This is a genomic window from Psychrobacter pacificensis, assembly GCF_018336615.1.
Taxonomy (GTDB): Bacteria; Pseudomonadota; Gammaproteobacteria; order Pseudomonadales; family Moraxellaceae; genus Psychrobacter; species Psychrobacter pacificensis.
Window position 1 is genome coordinate 516818 of the sequence record NZ_CP048752.1, and the last position, 21876, is coordinate 538693.

Sequence of the window (21876 nt, forward strand, 5' to 3'; positions counted from 1 at the left end):
TAGCAGTTGTTTAGCTCATCTAATAATCAAATTTGTCTACTATAAGAAAAACTAGAGCAAAGTGGAAGAGCGTGTGACGCATCCCTACAAAGGACAAACAGGCTGTAACGTGAACTCGATAACCTGTTAGGATGATAGGAAGCTTAAAAAGAGGTAAGATCAGCAAAACGAAGACATTAAAAAAACGCCCACCACGGTTAAGTGATGAGCGCCGATAATCATCGAGGTACCCGTATGGCTGGGCACTGATGATTTTAGTGTCTTACTGAGCCGCGGCTTCTGTTTCTACCGTTTCAGTACTGTCAGTTTTAGCTGCGGTATCAGTGCTTGCACTAGTGTCAGAACCCCAGATTTTTGGGTACTTGTAGCCAGGGAACGTTTCATGCGCGTACTTTTTGAAAGCCTCTGAGTTATAGGCGTTGGTGACATCTTCAACCCATTTCTTACCAGCATCAGCAGATTTGATCGCTGACCAGTTCACATAAGCAAAGCTTGGCTCTTGGAATAAAGCTTCAGTCAGCTTGATGCCAGAGTCAGTTGCATAGTTACCGTTGATTACTGCAAAGTCAACTTCATCACGCGCGCGTGGTAATTGAGCCGCTTCTAGCTCAACGATATCGATATCGTATTTGCTGTTGTCAGCGATGTCAGCTTTTGATGCAGTCAATGGGTCGATACCGTCTTTTAGTTTAATCCAGCCAAGATCGTCCATCATGACCAACGCACGAGCAAAGTTACTTGGATCGTTCGGTGCAGAAACACTCATGCCTTTGAATGCTTCATCTAGGCTAGACTTTTTGCCTGAGTAGATACCAAGTGGTGCAGTTGGCACTTGGAATACTTCAACGAGATCAAGGTTGTTCTCTTTTTTGAAGGTATCAAGATATGGCTTGTGCTGGAAGATGTTGATGTCCAAGTCGCCTTCTGCCAAGGCAAGGTTGGGACGAACATAATCAGTAAATGCAACTAACTCAACCTCATAACCCTGAGCTTCAAGTGTGCCTTTTACTTGGTTACGAACCATATCAGCAAAATCACCTTCAGTCGTACCGATAACAATTTTGGTGTGTTCAGGATCGATGTCGCTAGTACTCGCAGTCGTTTCTGCAGTGGCACCTTCGGTAACAGGCTCTTGGTTCGCTTCTGGCGCTGATGAGTTGCTGCAACCGACTAAGACCAAACCTGATACGCCAACCGCGGCAAATGCGGTGGCTAACTGACGGCTGATATCTGTTAATTTCATAATATGTCCTTAATAATGAATAAAATTGAGTGAAACGTTTATCGTCGAAACATTAAAAAAGCAACATTATAAATAGTAATGCTGCTTTTTTGTGAGAGCTGAGACAAGGGTTGAGTGTTGCCAAAAATAAACCTAGTCGCTCGTAATGTCAAGTATTCTCTAAAGCGGTTTAACGTTTGTCTAAACGATTGGCGAGCCAGTTGCCAGACGCTTGAATCGATATCACCATCACTGACAACACCAGCACGATAAAAATCATCACCTCGGTCTGATAGCGATAATAGCCATAACGAATGGCCAAATCACCCAAACCACCACCGCCGATCATACCAGCCGCTGCTGAGTAAGAGAGTAAGCTGATACAAAGAATAGTGACCGAGAGTACCAATCCTGAGCGCGCTTCATTGAGCAGTACTTTGATGATGGTAAAAGGTCTGGCGCCCATCGATTCAGTTGCTTCAATAATACCGCGCGGTACTTCACGCAAATTTTGCTCAACCAAACGCGCAAAATAAAACGAACCCGCAATCGCAAGGACGAGAGAGGCGGCGATAGGACCGATACCAGTACCGACGATAGCTTTGGTAAACGGACTCATCGCAATCATCAAAATCACAAAAGGGAAGGCGCGCATAAAGTTGGTAATGGCGCCAAGTACGCCATAGAGTGTCTTGTTTTGCAAAAATTGTCGGTCACTAGACAAAAACAAGAATACGCCAAAGAGCCCACCGATAAGGATGGCGACCGTGGTTGAAATACCAAGCATGATAAACGTATCAACAAACGCACTCATAATCTCTTTGCGTAGGGCAAGCAGCTTGTCTATAGAGGCGGATAATTCAGTACCAGTTAACATATTTATTTCTCCTGCCTCATTAGTCCTCAACGACTAAGCCTTTGCCAATCGGGGTAGTTGCCTGAATCAGACCATCTCGTACATCGGCCACTTCTAATAGCTGACCTTGATGCAATAATGCTGCGCGATCACAGAGTCTGCGAATGACGCTCATCTCATGGGTTACGATGACGATGGTCACACCAAGTTGCTCATTGATATCGCGCAAACAAGTCAGCAAACTGCGAGTCGTTGCAGGGTCAAGCGCACTGGTTGGCTCATCGGCCAGCAATACTTTTGGACTCGGGGCAATCGCGCGTGCAATACCGACACGTTGCTTTTGCCCACCGGATAGCTGCGCAGGATAATGTCCAGCGCGATCAGTTAAATCGACAATCTCAAGACATTCCATAACGCGTTTATGAATATCGCGGCTAGGATAGCCTGAGATTTTTAGATTGAACGCCACATTGTCAAAAACGGTTTGATTAGTCATGAGATTAAACTGCTGAAAAATCATACCGATATTATGACGAGCAATACGCAGTTCACTGGCAGATAGCGTGGTCAAGTCAGTACCGTCTATCACCACTTGGCCTGAATCTGGACGCTCAAGCATGTTAATCAAGCGCAACAAGGTAGATTTACCTGCGCCTGAATAGCCCATTAGACCAAAAATCTCGCCTTGTTTGATAGTCAGAGATGTCGGCTCAACAGCAGTAAACCAATGTGGTTTGCCGTCTTTGTCTTTGATTGATCGGTCGCTTAAAAACCTTTTGGTCACATCGTTTAAGACAATCATGTCATTCATGGAGGGCTCAAAATTCAATAAATTTTTTAATGGTCATCGTGTGTCGTTATGCTTCTATTACTAGATAAGAAGCCCATCAAAACGACAATAGTCAATAACCGTATAATAAGGGGCGGTAATATAGCATATTATCAGTCACTTTGGATATGCACATCCGTGACTGACTTATGATGAATAGCTATTAAGGAGAGGGTATGTGAAAGGGGGGAGAGGGGTAGAATGCGTGATACGAGAAAAATCAGATGTTTTTAGCATGGCTGATCAGTCATGCTGATTGTAATGAGGGTCATGTTCAACGGGTATGGCGACTAAAAAGCGAGTATGACCGTTTAGCGTATCAGTAGTGATCCGCCCTTGATGCGCGGTGACAATCTGAGAAACCAAAGAAAGCCCCAACCCTGACCCTTTATTCTTTTGCTGTAACCGTACGAAGGGACTAAACACTTCTTCGCGTTTTTCTTCAGGAATACCTGTGCCTTCATCAATCACCGCTAGTACTGCATATTTTGGTAGGGGACGTACAGGCTCGGCTTTTGCCTTTTTGAGATGCTTAGCAAATAAGCCTTCTTTGCGCGGTGTGGCTGCGGCTTCGTTATTATTTGGGGTGTTGGCTTTAGCACTGTTTTTCGCTTTATCTTTGCTGCCATTTTTGTGGATAGTTGTATCAGTTGCTACTTTGTCAGTTTTTCTATTGCTATCGTTTTCAAGAGCATGCGCACGATTGTCGATTGTTCCATCTGTAGATTCGATAAGATTATCATGTACGCCTTTATTAGAGTCTAGAGTGTCTTTAGAATCAGGAACGGCCTTCCAAATCACTTTATCTAAATCGGTGCTAGCAATATGAGCATTAGGTTTTACAGAGCTTGGGGTGTTTTTAATAAAGTTAAGATCAGCATTTACATCTTCATCGACTGTTAGATTTTCGCCATTCTTGTAGATTGGCGGTGCTGGCAAGACAGCTATTGGCTCGACTGAATCAATTTTGTCTTTATTGCTCAGAGTAGAGTCGGCATTTTCGAGTGAAGCAGACTCCTGCTCATCACTATTGGTATCAAGCGACCCTTCATAAGAGTCAAAATCCAACAAGCTATTATAATCGGTGAAACTGCTAGAGAGCACGGTCTGCAATAGGTAATCAGGAACAGTGCCAGCATCTTCGATAGTCTGAACGCCGTACAGTAACACGGTAACGGGCGGCTTGCCATGAAGCATGGCATTGGTCAGTAGATTGCGAATGAGATGAGTCAACATTGATGATTGACCATCAATCATGATGTGCTCACCAATCAACGTGGCTTCAGGATAGTGCTGACGTTCTTGATTGACCAAATCGTATAAATCCAAGTTTTCAATTTGCTGCAAGGCATGACCTGCGTCTAGACGGCTGACCAACAATATACTTTCGACCAAATCATTGAGACCTGACAGATCGCGAGTGATGGCATGAGCGCGTTTATCAAACTTGGACTTGGTATCTGCTGGCAGCCCGCTTGCCAACATATCCATCATCTCAATCTGCAAGCGAATACGAGTAATCGGCGTGCGTAGTTCATGAGAGGCGTGCGCCAGTAGTAGATTATTGGCATCGACAAGATGTTCAATTTTTTGTGCTGCTTGGTTGAACCCTTTGGCCAGCGAGGCAATTTCATCGTTACCACGAGCGTTCACTCGTACCGTAAAATCACCATCACCCAACTGCGCCATTTGCTGGCTTAATTGATCAATACGCCACGTCATTGTACGGGCAATCAGCCACAACACTCCTGCCATAATAATGAGCAGCAGCAACGTACCTGTAAACAGATTAAGGGCGGCAGAGAGAACCGGTTTTTTGGGTGGTAGGCGTGACTCATACAGCAAGGTATAGCCTGTGCTGCTATACACTTGAGCTTGCTTGGTCGGAGACGTATCGGCAAGAGAGGGGAATACACGTGAAAACAATGAAGGCGTAGGTGGTAGCTCTAGTGGCAAGTCGCTATTGTCAGTTTGCATCAACAACCGACCTTCGCTGTCGTACAACCCCATTTTCGCCTGCAAAGACTCATCAAAAATATCAAAGCTTTTTTTGACAACAGCTAGCATAAATCGTGATTGTAGGTGATTGTCCTTGCTGATAGAGATATTTAGCTCATGCAGAAAGGGATCAATCTGACCCAAAATCTGCGTGGCCAATATCTCTGATCGGATTCCTGCGTCCTTGTCATGCACCAATTGGGTCAATAGCACCATAGCAACTGCAAATAAAATAAGTGCCAGCATAACGCTGGCAAATAGTTTGGCAAATACGGAACGAAAACCCAATTGCTGCATTAAACAATCTCTGTTATTGGACACTAATATCGACTGAGCTTAATATGCTCTCTATCGATTAATCCGTCTTTTATGATCAAACCTGATCAGTGGCAAATTGATAACCAACACCGCGCACCGTGATAATGCGTTTTGGTTGACGTGGGTTGTCTTCGATCAAAGCACGCAAACGTGAAATATGCACGTCAATGGCACGATCGATGTTGTCTGAGCTGTCGTCGTTTGGCATTGCCTGCCAAAGCTGCTCGCGATTTAGCACTTTGCCAGAATGGGTAGCAAAATAGTGTAGTAATTGGAACTGATGTGTCGTTAAACGTACAGGCTCATCATCGATAGTAACTTCGTGACTGTCAGGGAACACACTCAAACGACCAAAGGTTAAGCTATCTGACTGGCTATCTGCTTGGTTTGGCTGCTCATGACGGCGGATAACAGCACGGATACGGGCGAGAAGCTCACGCGGCTCGAAAGGCTTTGCGATATAGTCATCAGCACCCATCTCCAAACCTAACACGCGATCAGTTGTATCCCCTTTTGCGGTCAGCATAATAATAGGTACTTTATTGGTCATATTATTCTTGTTGCCACGAATTTTTTGACATACTTGCATGCCATCCATGTCAGGTAGCATCAAATCAAGTACGACCAAATCGATATCACGCTCTTTGGTATCTAACAGATCAAGGCCTTCTTGACCCAAACCTGCATGATGGACGTCATAGTAATTCATGGTCAAATAATCACTGATCAGCTCTGCTAAATCTGGATCATCTTCAATCAATAAAATCTGCTTGCTCATGGGATATCCTCTAATTGTTCTTATAATTTGCCAAAGGTCTAATGTGTGCTAGTCGCTTAACTATGATAACTATGATAGAAGTATCAATAGTTTTTACATTCTATGCCATTAAACCTCTGAGCCTCTAAGTTTTCAGGTGTTTTAGAGTACTGAACTATCATGATGATAAAAATACGTAGTGATAAAGATAGTCCTAAATACTCGGATAGTGCTATATATAGTACGACTATATTGCCTAATGATGCTGTTACAAAACAAGATAGGCTTTGTTAATGTTTCTACCAAATGTAACTGTCAGCGTGAATGGCTATGACACGATGACTTTTTTGCCTTCAGAGTCAATAGGTAAGTCAGCCAAGCAAATTAAACTATCGTTACTCACACCAGCAATCAAATATTGTTGCGTGGTCGGATCATACTCAACAACCTCAATAGGCTGGCGTGTCAAACGCTGGTCTTGGCCAATAATCCAGACATTGGCGGTCAACGGTTTAAGCGGCATATAAGGCGGTTTTTGTAACTCTGTTAAGTCAACATCATGTAAGGCGCGCTTGGGCACGATAGTACCTACGTCTATTTGTCCATAATTGACTCGCCCCGTGACCTTTATTTCTGGTTGTAGCTTGTCACGGCTGGCTTCATTGTCAATGACGTTAACATACACCAACAGTTTTTTTGGCTGGCTGGTAGGCACAAGCTTACTGACCTGACCTGTAAACTTGTCAGTGATACCTTCGGTCGTAAAATTGACAGTCTGACCAACTGAAAGCTGAGGCTCCGCTTGAATGGGTAGTGTCGCCGCAAAGTGCAATTTGGTCTCGTCACTAATTTCTAATAGGGGCGTGCGCGCCGCCATTTTTTCACCAGTTGTGGCATATAGGTTTTCTACACGACCTGAAAAGCTAGCAGTTATCGTCACCAAATTATATTGTGGGTTCGGTTTTTTAGTAGCAGTTTTTATACCATTACTATCGGCGTTATCACTATTATCTGTCACAAGGTTTGCTGCTGACGACTCTTTTTTATCATTGTTAGTATTATTTACATTAGCATCATTATCAACAGATAAAGCCTTAGTAGAGCTAGAGTCAGAATTGTCGTCAATACTTGGTGTATTCTCTGGTTTCTTATTATTGGTAGTGCTTGTCACTATCTCTTCTTTAGAAGAGTTGGCTTCTGTAGATGTGTCTGATTTTACGGTAGGATCACTCACCGCCGCCAAACGCCTGACAACTAGTAAAGGCGTACCTTTTTCTACCCATTGACCTTCGCTAACGAACGTTTTTTCTATATTGACGGGATGTACTGCAAAAAATTTGGTTTGTTTGATAGGCTCGATGCTACCTTGCAGCCCTAGACTTGGCTGATAACGGGAAGACTTTATACTGAGTATGTGTTCTGGTGTGATCGTGACACTATCACTGGTAATGACAACGGGGGAGTCTGCCGTTGCCGTGTTTTCAGGAGCGACTGATTCATTCTCAGATGGTGAGGGTTGACAAGCAGCAAGCAATAAAACGCTGAGCAAGTAGAGGCTTTTTTTGGAATGTTTAAAGGCTGTCATAGCAGTCACCGTTATAGTCGTCGTTTCATTATATAGTGAATAGATACGCGGTGGAACAATTGCGCCACACTTACTAATCTTAGATGCGTAAGCGTTTGTCATAAGAAAATAGATGAGGTTGCCGACTTATTAAATAAGAACAGCGGTTTATGATACTCATTAGTTAGAACATTAATTCGCTAATGACTGGAAAAGCATCAATAACTGTGCTAAAACAAACATAACGAAATACTGTGATACATTTTTATCACAAAAGAAAATTATTCAGCAATGTGGTTATTGATTCTATATAATGCAGGGATATCATAAAGTTGGTTGCCTCGTTGTTTAAATGACGTTGTCACTGACAGTAAATGAGTTCAAAAACTTTTGAGTGTTTTAAGAGATAATACGACTTTGCTTGATGGTTATAGAAGTAAAATATTAGGCCTAAAAAGCTAAAAATCGCACTCAATTTTATGAGCTTATTACGAGCAAAGTGCGTATAGTAACTCATGTTGACGCTGTGTTTGATGGGCAGACACTGATAAAAGGTATTCACTGTCATAAAAGGTCTAATGAAGTCTCAGTCTTTTGTATTGGTCTCATATTGACTGATATCATGACTTAAGATGAGTGTTAGAGCTTTATATAGACAGAGAGCGTTACGAATAAATAGTCGTTCATAGGATAATGATAATGGAAAATAATTTTGAAGGTTTGAAAGTAATGGTGATTGATGATTCAAAAACCATTCGCCGTACCGCAGAAACCTTGCTACAAAAAGCGGGTTGTGAAGTCGTAACCGCTATAGATGGCTTCGATGCCTTAGCAAAAATTGTTGATAACAACCCAGATATTATTTTTGTCGACATCATGATGCCGCGCTTAGATGGCTATCAGACTTGTGCACTCATAAAAAATAACCCTGATTATGCTAATAAACCCGTGATTATGTTGTCATCTAAAGATGGCTTATTTGATAAAGCCCGTGGCCGCATCGTCGGATCTGATGAGTATTTGACCAAACCATTTAGTAAAGATGAGCTTTTTGATGCGATTAACCAGTACCGTTAATCAGCTCTATAGACTCAAATATAGTGATTGCTAAGATTAAAAATAATGACTCACTATTTAAGTGACTAACATACTAAGTGACTAGCATAAAAATAAATCACGAATAAGTTGTTGGCCATTATTTTCAGTCGTTTTATCAACAATATATCCTCATAGATATTTTAGAAAATAAAGGAAAATCCTATGGCTACCGTTTTAGTCATTGACGACTCACCATCAGAAATGGCGAAATTTCGCGACATGCTTTCTAAAAATAACTTTCAAGTACTAGAAGCATCAAATGGCGAGCAGGGCTGTCAGATGGCAGCTGATCATCTGCCAGATGTCATTTTAATGGATGTAGTAATGCCAGAAATGAACGGTTTTCAGGCTACGCGAAAAATCACTCGCGGCAAAACCACCGCTCATATACCTGTCATTATGATCAGTACCAAAAATCAAGAAACCGATAGAGTGTGGGGCAAGCGTCAAGGTGCCAAAGAGTATATGAATAAGCCAGTCGATGAAAACGTATTGGTCAATATGATTCGCAAAGTGATGGAGTAACTTGTGGCCTCTAGAGGATTCATTGAGCTTCTGCGTCTAGCAGATTTGGCACGTGCGCGCAAAAGCGGTCGCCGCGGTGGTCAAGAGTTTGATTGGCAAGGAGTGGTATTTGAGATTGGTGGTCAGCGCTTAGTTGCCCCTATGGGTCAGGTATCAGAGGTGTTATCCATGCCAGAATACACTAGCTTACCTCTAGTAAAGCCTTGGATGCTAGGTATTGCCAATATTCGCGGACGACTACTACCTCTGACGGATTTGTCACGCTTTTTACAAGTGCCAAGCCGCTTGCCACAGCTAAGCCAGCGCAAAGTTATTGTGATCGATCACGATAATAACTTTTCAGGGCTACTGGTCGATCAAGTGCTTGGTATCGAACAGTTCACTCAGGAACATTACCGCCCAGAAGCGATTGATTCCAATTCACCATTTGCACCTTATAACCATGGTAAGTTTTTGAAAGACGAGCAGGAGTGGTACGTTTTCATGCCAAGCTTGCTGGCACAAGATCTGCAGTATTCAGATGCTGCGATATAGTAATCGATAATAAAACATCTATTTATTCGGTAACGACAGATTAATAGCGGCTGACACGATACAGTGGGATGTCAGTTTATACAGGCTTTGCTAATCATTGTTTTGATAACAACAAGATTGTCAAAGTCAGTCACGATAAGACTTTGACGATTGTTTGAAAGGGATACGCAAGATGAGTGATGTTAAAAGAAAACCTGTAGCTGGTACAGGCAACACAACTGTAGAAGGCAAAGAGACCAATAATACGTGGAAGCTATTATTAGGATTTTTTATTCTGCTGAGTGTGGTCTGTGTCGTTTGGTTGGCTAACGCAGTGTTATCGGTGAGTCAAGACTTTACTAATTTTAACCAAACAATTGTTTTACCAGCACTTGTCTTTGCTATCGGTGCTTTGGGTATTATGTTTGCCTCGTATCAATTGCTTAAGCAACGTGGGGGATCGGAGCGTTTGCTGATTGAAAAAGAAACCTTACGCCGCCGTCAAGAAGCAGAAGCAGAGTCTGAACGAGCTCGTCAAATTCAAGAAGAAAATGAACGTAACCAGATCGCTATTCTACGCCTACTTGATGAGTTAGGGGATTTGGCAGAAGGTGATTTGACGGTCAATGCTACCGTGTCAGAAGACTTTACAGGGGCAATTGCTGACTCAGTAAACTTCGCAATTGACCAATTACGTCAATTAGTTTTGGTTATTAACAGTACTGCCGACCGAGTTGCACAGTCTTCAGATCAAACGCAGATGAACGCTGTTGAGCTTGCTGAAGCTTCTGAACATCAAGCGCAAGAAATTGCTGGTGTATCAGCCGCTATTAATGAGATGACCGTGTCAATTGACCAAGTTTCGAATAATGCGTCAGAGTCTGCGACGGTTGCTCAGCGTTCAGTTGCCATTGCCTATAATGGGGCAGAAGTTGTACAGCGTTCGATTGAAGGTATGAACGTTATTCGTGATCAGATTCAAGAGACATCGAAACGTATCAAGCGCCTTGGTGAGTCTTCTCAAGAGATTGGTGATATCGTTGGCTTGATTAACGATATTGCAGACCAAACCAACGTTCTGGCATTGAACGCCGCCATTCAGGCATCGATGGCAGGTGAGGCTGGTCGAGGCTTTGCAGTTGTTGCTGATGAGGTTCAGCGTCTGGCTGAGCGTTCAGCGAATGCGACCAAACAGATTGAAACATTGGTAAAAACCATTCAGGCGGATACCAACGAAGCGGTTATGTCGATGGAATCGACGACATCTGAAGTAGTACGTGGTGCTCGTTTGGCAAAAGATGCTGGTGAAGCACTAGAAGAGGTCCAGAGCGTTTCTAACACGTTGGCTGACTTGATTCAGAACATCTCAAATGCTGCATTACAGCAGGCTGAATCTGCTGGCCATATTTCTCATACTATGAATATCATTCAAGATATTACTTCACAAACCTCATCTGGTACGTTGGCCACAGCACGTTCTATTGGTGAGTTGAGTGAAATGGCTGCCGCACTACAAGAGTCGGTTACTGGCTTTAAAGTATCCAATGATGATGAATTGTTAGATGATGAAATGATTAACTCTGAACAAACTTTATCAGAAATTGTCTAACCTTTTAGCTTGAATATTGAATCGGTATCGATACGTCTTTTTGTATAAGATTTTAATTAAAATGCTGTATAGGTTCTGACGCCGTGCAGCATTAATAATAGCAGGCGACGTGAACAATCATATACAAGTAGAAAAGGCTCTATCTAATACATTTGAACCTGTATGGGGTGATGAGATGATACAGGGCGATAGTGCTAATTTACAGCAATGGCAGAGATATATAGAACAAGAGATTGGCTTTATATTGCCAAATACACAGCTGCAGTGGTTGACCAATGCCATTGACCACACAGCAACATTAAATGGACTCACTACTCAGCAGCTCTGGTATCAATTACCAAAGAATAATGAGATTCGTCAGCAGCTATTAGACAAAGTGCTCATTCATGAGAGTCGCTTTTTTCGTCATAAACCTTCTATCGATTTCATCACACGATATGCAATAGACAAGTGTGCAGATGACAGGAGTAAGCCCTTTCGCATTTGGAGCGTTGGTTGTGCAAGTGGGCACGAGACTTGGTCACTGGCCATGAGTCTGACAGCAGCGCAGTTATCCAATCATGTGATACTGGGAACAGATGTGAGCGAGCAAGCGATTACAAACGCGCGATTAGGACAATATGATCAACGGCAGTATTCATTAATTCCTCAAAATTGTCAGCAGTTTGTTTACCCTTTGATCACCAAGAATGCAGGTAATGAGCTGAGTATGGCTGATACTTCTAGTAAAGTAGAAAGGTCTATCAATACTCAGTTTGACTGGCAAGTAGCGCCAGCTTTACGACCTTATGTTAGCTTTGCTCTACACAATGTTATTGAACAAAAATCACCCACTTCGCATCTCCAAAATGTGATTATCTGCCAAAACATGCTGCTGTATTTTCGCAAGTTTGATCAGCGTGATATTTTGGCATGGCTATCAGAGCAGTGTGAAGTAGAGGGATATATTATATTGGCTCCAGGTGAGGCGTTGTTTTGGCGCCCTTCGAATATGCGCCGTATTGCGCACCCACAAGTGAATGTGTGGCAAAAAATTAGTGCCTAAATTAGTGCCTAGACGAGTTAGGATAAACCTATGAAAAAGCAGCCCAATGACATAGTGACGCTTGAGTGGTTGTCGCCACTGCTCAATCAGCAATTATCACAGATATCTGATGGCTGGCAATCAGGTGCTGATATCGACAGTTATCAACAGATGACATCGCACTACTATCAAGTTAGTGGTGCGCTGACTATGATTCGCTTGCCTCTACTAGCAGATCTTGCCAATAAGTTGAGTTTTATGGCGAGCTTGGGGGCTAGTCACAATCTGTCTGCTAGAGACTGTCAAATAGGCAAGTTTTCTCATAAGTTATTGCAACATGCGCTCAATCAATATACGCATCTAGGCAAATACAACCGTGCTCTAATAAATAAGGCTACTAATGAGCTTGCCCAGATACTATCGCAACGAGGTGTGGAAGCAGATGCATTTATAGATGCTACTGATACCCAGCATGCGCATCTAAACAATGATGATACTCATGAAGATATGGTTCATGAAGATATTGTCAATAGCATTCAGATCGCAGTACCCACGAGTAATGTTACGACCAATTTAGAAGATCAACACTATCAGCAGATGTTACTGGTGTGGCGACAGCAAGTACAAAAATTGCTGGTTGCCAATATGAATCAGGCACCTGTTCTACAAATTTTAGAAAAAGTTAGTCAATATCTATGGCAGAATACTCAAGACAATGATTTACAGCGTCTATGGTATTTGAGCGAGTTGTGGCTGAGTGTTCTTGCCCATAATGAAGCGCCATCACCTGAATATTATGCGCCACTATTAGGTCAGCTTGATCGCGTCATAGAATCTGCTACTCAGCCCACGCACTTATCTTCGAGCCTTGTTAAAGGCTTAATCAACAGTGTCTATATTCAGCTCATCTACCTGGAGAATAGTAGCGAGCGAACTCAATCTACCCTTAATGAGATATCACAGCGTGAGCCTGCGACCTTACGTTTTTTAACGCGACTGCTCAGTGAGATTGAGGCTCTTATCTTCGATCTAGATAAGCCAGATACGCTAATAAATCCTCTACGATATATAAAGAGCCAGCTTGAGAGTCGAGGTTGGGTGCAATATGCGTCGCAAGTTGAATCGATCCTTACAGATTTAGAGCAAGCACGCTTATCAGAGACAGAGTTTACGCAGCAGCAATGGCACATAGAGCGCAAGTTACAAGAGCTATATAGTGCTATTTACGATACCGAGCAGGCAATATCACTCAAAATTGGCGCTTCTTCTTCTTTTGCTATTATACCTGAAGCGTTTGATAGCAGTGATGTAAAGGATAAAGATAGACATGAGTCAGTTTCTACTGACAGTGACTTACGTGAGCTACGTATTGCCGTTGAAGAGATCAAGGAAAGCTTTAACGAGTATATACAACGTCAAGATATCCAGTCTTTACCAGTCATTGCTGACTTTGACAAGATTGCCCATGCTTTTGATGATATGGGACTGCCAGTCATTAGTGAGACGATAGAAAATATAGGTAGTATATTCACACAACTACTCACTCATGAGGTTGCTGTACTTAGCTGGGATGTGACCCAAGCCTTGGCAGAGAGTCTGACCTCGATTGAATTGTTACTCGACTATCTTGCGCAGCAAGTCTTTGATCAAAACTTATTGACGCAGGCAAATGAGTATGCAGCGAAAGCATCACAGCTTCTTAATGCGTATGCGAAATCACCAGAAACAACTCACGATACATGGCTGACGCAAAAGCCAGTCGCGATGAATGTGCTTCGTTATGATGATAGTGGTGAGGTCGCACCTGTGACCAGCTCAGATACTGAAACGGTGATAGCAACGCAAGATACCCCTGATACTAATCCTAATGTAGAGAGTGATGCATTGCTGCGTGCTCGTGAACAACTCAAGCCTGACAACTTTGAAGTTGATGAAGAGATTCGTGATATTTTTATCGAAGAAGTGAACGACGTCATTACTGATTTAGAAGATTTTCTTCCTATTTGGCAGCAGGATTCACAAAATCTAACACCCTTGACCGAAGTCCGTAGAAGCTTTCATACCTTAAAAGGCTCAGGCCGCATGGTTGGTGCCTTTAGCATCAGTGAGATGGCGTGGTCAATAGAAAACCTACTTAACCGTCTGTTGGATAAGACACTCCCTGTAACAGACGATGTCGTACGTCTGGTAATAGAGACGGCGGAACGTTTGCCAGTGCTACTGACAGATTTTGCCGCACAACAATTACCAAGCTCTGATCCTGCTATTACTATTCTGAAAAGTCGTAACCTAATGACGCAGCAGCCTGTCAATGCTGGTTTAGATACGTTTGAGACTGGAATCACTGAAACATCAGCTGAAGTAGCGTTAGGTATCAATGACTCTGATTCAATGGATGATGTATCGTTAGAAACATTACTTTCGAGCGTTGATGGTGCTGAAGGAGCAGATTCTGAAAGCAATAATACAAATATACCAGAATCGCTATCTGGTTTAGAGATTCCAGCAGTACTTATCCCGTTTATGCAAGAAACCGAGCAATTAGCAGCCGATGCGAATGATGGAGATCCTGATATTAAAGAGATATTTATAGAAGAGGCCGAGGAAGTACTTGCCGAAATCGTACCTTTATATGAAGGTTGGCAGCTAGTATCGACTGACCTTGCCGCTCTAAAAGATATCCGTCGCGGTTTTCATACCCTAAAAGGCTCTGGTCGCATGGTGGGCGCTAACTACACCGCCGAGCTAGCATGGGCGATAGAGAATATGCTTAATCGCGTATTGGATCATAGTGTTGTTGTCTCAAGCGATATGTGTCAGCTGATGTCAGATGTATTGGCCGCTTATCCTGAAATGTTAGTAGCATTTGAAAATAACAGCCAAGATTACCCAGCTTTAGTGCCCTTATGGATTGCCTGCGCCAATGCCTATAGTAAGCAACAGGGTGATGCGTTTAGTTACTCTCGCTTATATGAGCAAGCAACAAGCCATTCTGAAGCTGACGCCGCGCAAGAGCCCGTATTGATAACTAGCATAGACGAAGACAATCCTACCTATGATGAGACTAATGAAGCGATAGACATGACGCTACAGACCTTCCATTCTGTCAACGAAAAAATGGCAGAGGCAACTGTTGTTTTAGCGCCTCAAAACGAAGAAGAAAAAGCATTTTGTAAGATATTTATTGATGAAGCAGAAGAGTTACTTCATCACATTGATCAATTTGTCACCGACAATCAAGATCAGCAACTGATTGAGATAACGGATGGAATAGTACGTGCATTTCATACATTACGAGCCGCATCTGGCTCCAGTGCTTTGGCTGCTATCAGCGAAGTTAGCGCAGCGATAGAGCACAGTTTGGAGCTATTGCATCAGCAAGATATAGCGATGAGTGCCCAACATCTAGAGGCTTTAGCGCAATCTGCCAAGCTGATAAATGGTTATTTAAGTAGCTACAAACAAAATATTCAGCAGCGTAGTGTCATAGTAGAAGATTCACACAGTCAGCAAGAGCAAGACATAGCGTCATTGCAAGCAATGCTGGCTGAGCAGTATGTCATTAGTGATGCTGATGCGACCGTTGTTACTAATAGCAAACCAACGATAGAAGAGCTATTAGATAATAATATCGACACGTTGTTAGATGCTGAGTGGGAGTTAGAGAAGGCGCTCGGTCATGCTGAAAAAGAACACAGTCAAGACTATATCGCGCAGCAAATTTCACAAATCACCTGTTTAATAGATAAAGCTCAAGCATTTCCAAAATTCATTACCGTTCTGAATGAGCTAGGTAATGCCTATAGTTACCTGAGTGATAATATTGATAAAGCGAGAGATAGAGATATTCAATCTATTCTGCTATCAGGTCATGCCCAGTTGATTGGGCTATTCGATGCCCTAGCTGGTAGTACGTCATTGAAAATAGACCAGCAGGTAATGAGTGAGCTACAAGGTATCTATCAAAATGATAACCTTGACGATAACGACGAAGGCTTTGTCGTTCGAGCTATTTCAGCACCTGAAATCCAATTTGAAACGATTGATACGGATATTGAGCTATTAGAGATTTTCTTAGAAGAAGCTCAAGAACTTGATAACGCCCTAGATGAGAGTTTCAATAAATGGCGTGACGATATTACTAATATCAACTCGCTAAAAGTATTACAGCGTCATTTGCACACCATTAAAGGTGGCGCACGGATGGCTGGCATTCGTAGTATTGGTGATCTAACTCACGAAGCAGAAAGTGTTTATGAGTCTTTTGTAGAAAACAGACGAGAGCCGACGACACAGTGGCTTGAGATTATGCAAATGGTGCAAGACACGATGTCGCAACAAGTGATGCATATCGTGAATCATAAAAAATCCTTTTTCACCTCAGAGCTGATTGAGCAACTAAGAACGTTTGAAAAAGAAAAAACCTTACCAGAAACGGTAGAGCTGATCATACCAGTACCGAAAAACTATTTTGAACCAGACATTCAAAACGTAGTGGCGGATGAGGCCATTAGCAATACCGAAACATCAGAATTGCTCAGCCTAGATACCATGATTAAGCAATCATGGGCTAATGGGTTGCCTGATCCAGACATATTATCGGTGTTCTTAGAAGAGGCGGAGGAGCTTACCAATCGTAATAAATACCTGCATTTGTTCTTGAACGACACAAATAATACCACAGCATTACAAGCACTTCAGCGAGATCTGCATACGATTAAGGGCGGTGCCCGAATGGTGACTGCGTCCGGTATCGCTGATTTGGCTCATGAAATGGAGTCGGTTTATACGGATTTTGTGAGTAACCGTCGTCCCCCTACTCAGAAAGTATTAGAATTGCTAGTTGCCAGTCATGATTGGCTTGCTGATGCCGTATTTATTCTTCAGCAACATGTCAATCCACCAACGCCTGCACTATTGATCGAGGCGTTAGAGCAGTTTGGGAGAAATCCTGATAGTCTCAAACAAGTTCCTAAAGAATCCCTACAGTCTCAGCGCGAAGCAATTTTGATTGCCAAAGAAAACCAAGACTCTCACTATCTTGCAAAAGATATTAGCGAGATGCCATCTATGTTCAGTAATACCAATAAGGAGGACGACAGCACTAGTAGTAATGAAATGATTCGTATCTCAGGTGGTCTGATTGAGCATATGATTAATCTATCTGGTGAGTCAGCGATTAACCGCGCCCGTATTGATATGGGTATTAGTAGCTTGACCAACAGTATCGAAGAGATGGGTACAACGGTACAGCGACTGGCAGATCAGTTACGCCGTATGGAGATTGAGCTTGAAGCTCAGATTTTGTCACAAATAGATGATGAGCTGATTGATAATGAGGATTTCGATCCTCTCGAGATGGATCAGTATTCTTCACTGAATCAATTATCAAAATCATTGACAGAATCTGCCTCGGATTTGGTGGATATTAACCATACTTTATTAGAAAAGACTCGTGATAGTGAAAGCCTGTTGCTACAGCTATCGCGGACACAGACTGAGTTGCAAGATGGGCTGATGAATTCGCGTATGGTACCATTCACGCGTCTGACACCGCGTCTTGAGCGTATTGTTCGGCAGACGGCTAATGAGTTGAATAAATCGGTTGAGCTGACCATCATCAACGCTGATGATGAGATGGACAGAACCATCCTAGAGCGGATTACCTCACCGCTTGAGCATATGCTACGAAATGCTGTCGATCACGGTATCGAAACCACATCAGCACGTCTAAAAGCAGGTAAAGAGCGTAATGGTAATATTACGCTTGAGGTACATCGTGAAGGTAGTGAGATTGTCATCCAACTATCAGATGATGGCCGTGGTATCGATGTAGAAGCGGTAAGAAATAAAGCGATCTCTCAAGGTCTTATTGATGCAGACGATGACAGTCTCTCTGATCTTGATATTATGCAATATATCTTTAATGCTGGGCTGAGTACTAGTAAGCAGGTGACACAGATCTCTGGACGCGGCGTTGGCATGGACGTTGTTATTAGTGAAATTCGTCAGTTAGGCGGTGCGGTCTCTGTTGTCTCCGAGCTTGGAGAAGGCTCTAATTTTACGATGCGCTTGCCATTGACTGTTGCTGTTTCTGATGCGCTGGTTGTGCGCGCCGCAGATCGTTACTATGCAATACCATTGGTACAGATTGAGCGCGTGGTACGGGTTAACCCAGAAAAGCTCTATGACTATTATCATTCAGATGATGCTACATTGAACTTTGAAGACACGGAATATCGTGTACGCTATCTCAACGAGATCTTATCTGGTAATAAACTGAACGAGCTGGTGGTTAATACCAACACCAGTCTGCCGCTGATTATTATTAAAAACCGCACAGGGCAAAATATTGCACTGCAAGTTGATCAGATTGCAGGATCACGTATCGAAGTGGTTGTTAAACCTCTAGGCCAGCAATTATCGAATATACCGGGTATTTCAGCGGCTACTATCATGGGTGATGGCTCGGTAATGCTCATCCTAGACTTAATTGCATTAATGCGTAATGCACAGCTGGTCAAAAACATCTCAAAATCTGCGAGTACCAAGCGAGGACGTATAGAGTCCAAATCGACGGTGTTAGTAGTCGATGACTCCGTGACCGTACGTAAAGTGACCTCTCGCTTCTTGGAGCGTCAAGGATTTAATGTGGCGGTTGCAAAAGATGGCATTGATGCAATCGAGATACTACAAGATACAACACCAGATATGATCTTGTTAGATATCGAAATGCCGCGTATGGATGGATTCGAGGTGGCGTCTCAGGTCAGATTCAATAGTCGATTACAGCATATCCCAATTATTATGATTACCTCACGTACTGGAGAAAAACATCGTGAGCGTGCTCTAGAGATTGGGGTGAACGACTATATGGGTAAACCATTCCAAGAAAAAGAGCTTCTTGAAAAAATTCAAAGACTACTAGGTGAAGAGGTTAGCCTAACTAATGACGGATAATGCACGTGTTTTAGCACTGCGACAAAAAAGCAATCATGATATCAAAGTGCTGGTGATGGCAGAGGATCATCGCCAGCGCTTGGCTTTTTCAGATACCGTACGTAGTTGCGGCTTTACCCTTGTAGGTTGTGTGTCAAGAGCACAGTGGCAAGCAAAAAGTGAGCTGTCTAATGTAGATATTGATATTTGGCTGATAGATAGTGATTACGACGACAGTGTAGCAACCGCAACAATCGCGTCAAAATCAGCGGCTGTCTTGGTGGGCTTTAGCCAAGCACCGTATCTCAATGAGGCACAGCAATATGGTAAATGGCAGCGTAAGTTAAAACGTAAACTTGCAAAGCTTTTAGCACTACCAGCCCTGATCGATACTCCCGAATACAAGGGCGATGACACTGAAAGAAGCTGGCAGTATGTCGTGTTTCTGGGCGCGTCTATGGGAGGCCCTAGTGCGGTAAAAGAATTTTTAGACAATGTGCCAGCGACACTGCCAGTGTGTATTTTATTGGCGCATCATTTCAATCAGACCATGATTGGTACGTTACCACGGATACTCAATCGCCATAATGATTGGCGCTGTGAGGTTATCGCGTCCTCGCAGCGTTTGCGAGCAGGGCATTGCCTCATAGCCCCTATTGATAAGCAAATAGTCTGTGATTCAGCTGGTAGGGTCATCTTGTTAGATCAAGCTTGGAGCGGTGAATATAAGCCTGCTATTGGTCAGATTCTAAAAAACACCAGTGATGTTTATGGTAGCGATCTAATCAATATTATATTTTCGGGTATGGGCAATGATGGCTCTCAGTATTTGGATATGGTTCAAGACAACAACAGCCAGTTGTGGGCGCAAGACCCTAGTCTGAGTGCATGTCCGAGTCAACCTCAGGCTATTATTGACTCAGGGTATTGTGGTTTCGTTGGTAGTCCGACAGATTTGGCAAAAAAACTGACTGATTATATTGGTGAAAGGGCAGCAAGCCATTCACGCTAACTGATTGTGAGCGACGTATGAAACAAATTTTGAAACACTCGTTTGAAGCGGTAAGTTTACTGACCACGAACAATGGTATGCTCGATGTGACTATCGTGCCAGCATCTAACCAACCCGATTGGATTATTCCGAGCAGTTTGATTTTGAGCGTCGACGATTATCAAGAGCGTATATCCAAGTATCAGTGGCAAGAGCAAAATCTTGCTGTCTTTCACTTGTTACCGCAAGATAGAACACCAGAGAAAGTCATCATACTAGAGGGCAATACCACCGAGCATCGATTTGCTTTGCAAACGGCAGGTGAGCTGCGCCAATTACAAGCCCGTATTTCCGACGTCAAAGATACAGAGCTTCCCGAGCAGTTTGCGGATACTAGCGTTGATAAAATAGAAGGGCAGTCTGACGAAAACGTTGTGCTCTCTTATCTGTATCAAACCGTTATGATTGACGACAATGTTTATTTGGTGCCAGACTTGGACAAAATTGCGCATCATTTGGTGAATTTAGATGATTAGATTCTCGTCTAAGTTTCAGTTATGCTTCACCTCATAGGTAGTACCCGAGCAATGCTGATTACTTTTTGTTATTGAATGAGTTGCTGCCCTATATATAATATCAATTATAAATAACGTTTAATAAAAACTATAGAGCCGCTCATGAATAATTCTAACGTATCAAAATGGTCGCTCAGCAGTCGTATATTTCATTGGATCAGCGCAGTTTTATTATTGATCACATGGGTGATGATACTGCTGCATGAAAATCTCGATAGCAATCTCTATATCGGATTTCACAAAGCGTTTGGGGTAAGTTTGTTGTTTTGGATGATTGCGCGAGTTATCAACCGCATCTTTACCAAAGCGCCACCGTCTATACCAATGCCAAAATGGCAATCGCTGATCTCTAAGTTGTCGCATTTTGCTCTCTATGCTATTTTAATCGCCATGCCGCTTGCTGGTTTATTGATGACGGTATATGGTGGTCGTCCTGTCGATATCTTTGGTTTATTCCAAATACCCGTGTTTGTGACTCCTGATAGGAGTTTGGCACGCTTTTATAATGATTTACATACCGATATTATTTGGCCGATGATTATTGGCTTTACAGCGCTGCATATTGGTGCTGCCTTGTATCATCAGTTTATCAAAAAAGACAATTTAATATCACGTATGAAATGATCTGCTACTGATCAATGCTCGGATGCTGTATACAGCATGCCGTACCAGTAAACTTAAAGATGCAAAAAAGCCCTAAGTATATTACTTAGGGCTTTTTAAGTGATAAATGAGAGTGCTTGCTGTCTAAAGGTCTGATTACAAATTTACTTTTTGTGTTCAGGTAAATTAATGTTCATCTCTAACACATCTAAGCTATCTTCTGAGCGATGATTGATATTGACATCATCAATCTGCACGCCATTCACATATTTGTTAACCACTTCTAAGATTTCACGTTTCATTTTTTCGATACGATCAACCGTTAGGCGGTTATTTAGACGATTTTCGCTAGCAACGATAACCTTGAGGCGTTCGGTAGCTAGATTGGCACTGCCTGCACTACTGCCATCGTCAGTACCGAATAGGCTACTCCAAAATCCTTTTTTCTTAGTCAT

The 21876-nt window shown here is 42.7% G+C and carries 15 protein-coding genes and 1 pseudogene; 9 read left to right on the forward strand and 7 right to left on the reverse strand.

Going from position 1 to position 21876, the window contains the following annotated elements; all coding sequences use genetic code 11:
* Positions 1 to 262: 262 nt before the first annotated feature.
* The 6 genes from GYK50_RS02235 to GYK50_RS02260 all read right to left on the reverse strand — a co-directional run bounded on the left by GYK50_RS02235 (position 263) and on the right by GYK50_RS02260 (position 7565).
* Positions 263 to 1243: a MetQ/NlpA family ABC transporter substrate-binding protein gene (locus GYK50_RS02235; protein ID WP_071002981.1), complete on the reverse strand. Its 981-nt coding sequence runs from the start codon at positions 1241 to 1243 to the stop codon at positions 263 to 265.
* A gap of 169 nt (positions 1244 to 1412) precedes the next feature.
* Positions 1413 to 2099, reverse strand: coding sequence for a methionine ABC transporter permease (locus tag GYK50_RS02240; RefSeq protein WP_071002982.1), 687 nt, complete (start codon positions 2097 to 2099; stop codon positions 1413 to 1415).
* 19 nt (positions 2100 to 2118) lie between these two features.
* The gene (locus tag GYK50_RS02245) at positions 2119 to 2889 is read right to left on the reverse strand and encodes a methionine ABC transporter ATP-binding protein (RefSeq protein WP_071002983.1); all 771 of its coding nucleotides are present in this window, start codon (positions 2887 to 2889) and stop codon (positions 2119 to 2121) included.
* 261 nt (positions 2890 to 3150) lie between these two features.
* Entirely contained in the window at positions 3151 to 5202 is a 2052-nt protein-coding gene (locus GYK50_RS02250) for an ATP-binding protein (RefSeq protein ID WP_212564177.1), read from the reverse strand.
* 76 nt (positions 5203 to 5278) lie between these two features.
* Positions 5279 to 6001, reverse strand: a complete 723-nt coding sequence (locus GYK50_RS02255) for a response regulator transcription factor (protein ID WP_058025471.1) — start codon at positions 5999 to 6001, stop codon at positions 5279 to 5281.
* Positions 6002 to 6308: 307 nt separating this feature from the next.
* Positions 6309 to 7565, reverse strand: coding sequence for an efflux RND transporter periplasmic adaptor subunit (locus GYK50_RS02260; protein ID WP_212564178.1), 1257 nt, complete (start codon positions 7563 to 7565; stop codon positions 6309 to 6311).
* A gap of 678 nt (positions 7566 to 8243) precedes the next feature.
* On the opposite strand from GYK50_RS02260, the gene pilG reads away from it, so the two are divergent.
* From pilG to GYK50_RS02305, 9 genes and pseudogenes are all read left to right on the forward strand, one after another.
* Positions 8244 to 8621 (forward strand): twitching motility response regulator PilG, encoded by a 378-nt coding sequence (gene pilG / locus GYK50_RS02265; RefSeq protein ID WP_057761576.1) that lies wholly within the window; start codon positions 8244 to 8246, stop codon positions 8619 to 8621.
* A gap of 183 nt (positions 8622 to 8804) precedes the next feature.
* On the forward strand, positions 8805 to 9167 hold the full coding sequence (locus GYK50_RS02270) for a response regulator (protein ID WP_071002986.1): 363 nt from the start codon (positions 8805 to 8807) through the stop codon (positions 9165 to 9167).
* 3 nt (positions 9168 to 9170) lie between these two features.
* Complete coding sequence (locus GYK50_RS02275; RefSeq protein ID WP_071002987.1) at positions 9171 to 9701, forward strand: chemotaxis protein CheW; 531 nt, start codon at positions 9171 to 9173, stop codon at positions 9699 to 9701.
* A gap of 514 nt (positions 9702 to 10215) precedes the next feature.
* Positions 10216 to 11289, forward strand: a pseudogene (locus tag GYK50_RS02280) (methyl-accepting chemotaxis protein); the annotation flags it as partial.
* Between the two features lie 109 nt (positions 11290 to 11398).
* Positions 11399 to 12334 (forward strand): CheR family methyltransferase, encoded by a 936-nt coding sequence (locus GYK50_RS02285; RefSeq protein WP_420070466.1) that lies wholly within the window; start codon positions 11399 to 11401, stop codon positions 12332 to 12334.
* Between the two features lie 30 nt (positions 12335 to 12364).
* A complete protein-coding gene (locus GYK50_RS02290) occupies positions 12365 to 19273 on the forward strand; it encodes an Hpt domain-containing protein (RefSeq protein WP_212564179.1) in 6909 nt (2302 codons plus the stop codon).
* Positions 19263 to 20264, forward strand: a complete 1002-nt coding sequence (locus tag GYK50_RS02295) for a chemotaxis protein CheB (protein WP_058025478.1) — start codon at positions 19263 to 19265, stop codon at positions 20262 to 20264. The genes GYK50_RS02290 and GYK50_RS02295 overlap by 11 nt, the downstream gene beginning before the upstream one ends.
* A gap of 17 nt (positions 20265 to 20281) precedes the next feature.
* Positions 20282 to 20779: a hypothetical protein gene (locus GYK50_RS02300; protein WP_058025479.1), complete on the forward strand. Its 498-nt coding sequence runs from the start codon at positions 20282 to 20284 to the stop codon at positions 20777 to 20779.
* A 141-nt stretch (positions 20780 to 20920) separates the two neighbouring features.
* On the forward strand, positions 20921 to 21442 hold the full coding sequence (locus GYK50_RS02305) for a cytochrome b (RefSeq protein WP_186473654.1): 522 nt from the start codon (positions 20921 to 20923) through the stop codon (positions 21440 to 21442).
* 143 nt (positions 21443 to 21585) lie between these two features.
* Here the strand turns inward: GYK50_RS02305 and minE are convergent, their stop codons facing one another.
* Positions 21586 to 21876, reverse strand: a complete 291-nt coding sequence (minE, locus tag GYK50_RS02310; protein ID WP_071003763.1) for a cell division topological specificity factor MinE — start codon at positions 21874 to 21876, stop codon at positions 21586 to 21588.